1 protein-coding gene is annotated in these 208 nt (G+C 53.8%); it reads right to left on the bottom strand.

What is annotated here, in order from left to right; genetic code table 11:
* Positions 1 to 15: 15 nt before the first annotated feature.
* Positions 16 to 208 (bottom strand): Tn3 family transposase (locus E1297_RS00040; protein WP_155132455.1); only part of this gene is annotated, 193 nt, incomplete at its 5' end.

Genomic DNA, 208 nt, shown 5'->3' with positions numbered 1-208 from the left:
GGGCGGAATGACACTCTAAGCCGTCCGATCAGTTGGCCAGAGATATTCCCCGGTCAGCAGGATATGTGCCCAGCCCAGCGGAGAGATATGCGCCAGAAGTTCAGGCGGCACATCAAGTCCCTCATTCCGGCGAATTTCGACGGCCTGGCCGAGATGGAGGGTGTTCCAGTAAATAATGAGGCTCTGTCGCAAATTTTTTTGATGTAGA

It is taken from the genome of Roseibium sp. RKSG952, assembly GCF_009711355.1.
Note: the sequence above shows the minus strand (reverse complement) of the source record. Positions and strands in the feature narration are given on the sequence as shown.